Source organism: Williamsia sp., assembly GCF_036566845.1.
In the GTDB taxonomy this organism is placed as follows: Bacteria; Actinomycetota; Actinomycetes; order Mycobacteriales; family Mycobacteriaceae; genus Williamsia.
This window is the reverse complement of the sequence record NZ_DATCVM010000111.1, coordinates 1-1,620: the sequence shown is the minus strand read 5'-3', so window position 1 is coordinate 1,620 and position 1,620 is coordinate 1. Positions and strand designations below refer to the sequence as shown.

The window sequence follows — 1,620 nt, the reverse complement described above, 5'->3', positions numbered from 1 at the left end:
CCGATTCATCAGGCCCTCGAACATCGGCGCAATACCGTTGGCGTTCCAGTACTTTCCGCGAAACTCCCACGGTTGGTCCTCGGTCCAGACCTTGAGCATGATCTCGAGCGATTCCCGGGTCATGTCGCGGTGCTCGCCGTTCTGCCCGTCGACATCGAACAGTGCCCAGTCCCCCGGGATGCCACTGGCACCCACACCCAGCATGAATCGGCCCTGGGCCAGGTGATCGAAGTAGGCGACGCGGTGGGCCAATTCCACCGGGTGGTGGTAGGGCAGCAGATGAGCGCCCGGGGCCAGCTTGATCGACTTGGTGCGTAACAGCGCCTGCGCCAGCAGCAGGTCGGGTGCGCAGATCGGCTCCCACGGAACCGTGAAGTGCTCACCGACCCACGCCTCGACGTAGCCCAATTCATCGGCGAGCTCGATGATTTCGAGGTCCCACTGCGTCGCGTCGTACAGGCTCCGCTCCGGCGGGTGCGCCGGCATGAGAAATATCCCGATCTCCATCTTCAACCTTTCTCGGTCTGGCCTAGAGCCGAACACCGCGGCGACGATCCGGCATCTCCGGCGCCCCTCAATGCGACGTACAACACAGTACTAACAAGATACATCGTCAAGCGCAAGAGGCGATTGTCTTGGCAATTTATCTAGCAAGAAGATTCCGTGCTGCGTATCGGCTATGGACATTTTGCCGTCGGACCACGTAGCCTCCTGAAGGTCGGACGCCCCGTGAGCAGCACGGGGTGGTCACGACCCGCCGGATCGCCCGAGGACACCGCGTCCGTGACGGCCGGATCGCTTTCTCATCCCATGAAGGGAGTACTGGAGTGCAGGACTTCGACAGCCTGTTCACGTACCTGCGCTACGAGCTCGTCGAGCAGGGCCGGGTCGCGGTCATCACGCTCGATCGCCCGAAGCAGCGCAATGCGCAGAACCGCGGGATTCTCGTCGAGTTGGGGTCGGCGTTCGAGCTCGCCGAGGCCGACGACACAGTCCGCGTGGTGATCCTGCGGGGCGCGGGTCCGTCCTTCTCCGCAGGACACGACCTCGGCTCCTCCGACGACGTCCGCGAGCGCGCGCCGGGCCCCGGCCAGCACCCCACATATCAGTGCAACGGTGGGACGTTGGGTGGTGTGGAGTCCCGACACCGGCAGGAGTGGCACTACTTCTTCGAGAACACCAGGCGATGGCGCAATCTGCGCAAGATCACCATCGCCGAGGTCCACGGAATGGTGCTTTCGGCCGGACTGATGCTGGCATGGTGTTGCGATCTCATCGTCGCGGCCGAAGACACCGTGTTCGCCGACGTCGTCGGAACCCGGCTCGGCATGTGCGGTGTGGAGTTCTTCGGGCATCCGTGGGAGTTCGGACCCCGCAAGGCCAAAGAGCTGCTGCTCACCGGCGACGCACTCGGCGCTGACGACGCCCATGCCATCGGGATGGTGAGCAAGGTCTTCGGCAACGACGAGTTATCGGACCGTGCAGTCGAATTCGCAGGCCGAATCGCCAAACTGCCGACGGCCACCGCCCTGTTCATCAAGGAGTCGGTGAACCAGTCCGTGGATGCCATGGGCTTCTCCACCGCACTGGACGCCTGCTTCCCGATCCATCAGCTCAACC

General features: G+C 63.5%; 2 protein-coding genes. One reads left to right on the top strand and one right to left on the bottom strand.

Annotation, left to right across the window (positions count from 1 at the left end; translation table 11 throughout):
• A partial coding sequence (locus VIQ49_RS10170) for an LLM class flavin-dependent oxidoreductase (RefSeq protein ID WP_331884003.1) occupies positions 1–507 on the bottom strand: 507 nt, incomplete at its 3' end.
• Between the two features lie 287 nt (positions 508–794).
• Between VIQ49_RS10170 and VIQ49_RS10165 the strand changes: the two genes are divergently transcribed.
• A partial coding sequence (locus VIQ49_RS10165; protein WP_414731615.1) for an enoyl-CoA hydratase occupies positions 795–1,620 on the top strand: 826 nt, incomplete at its 3' end.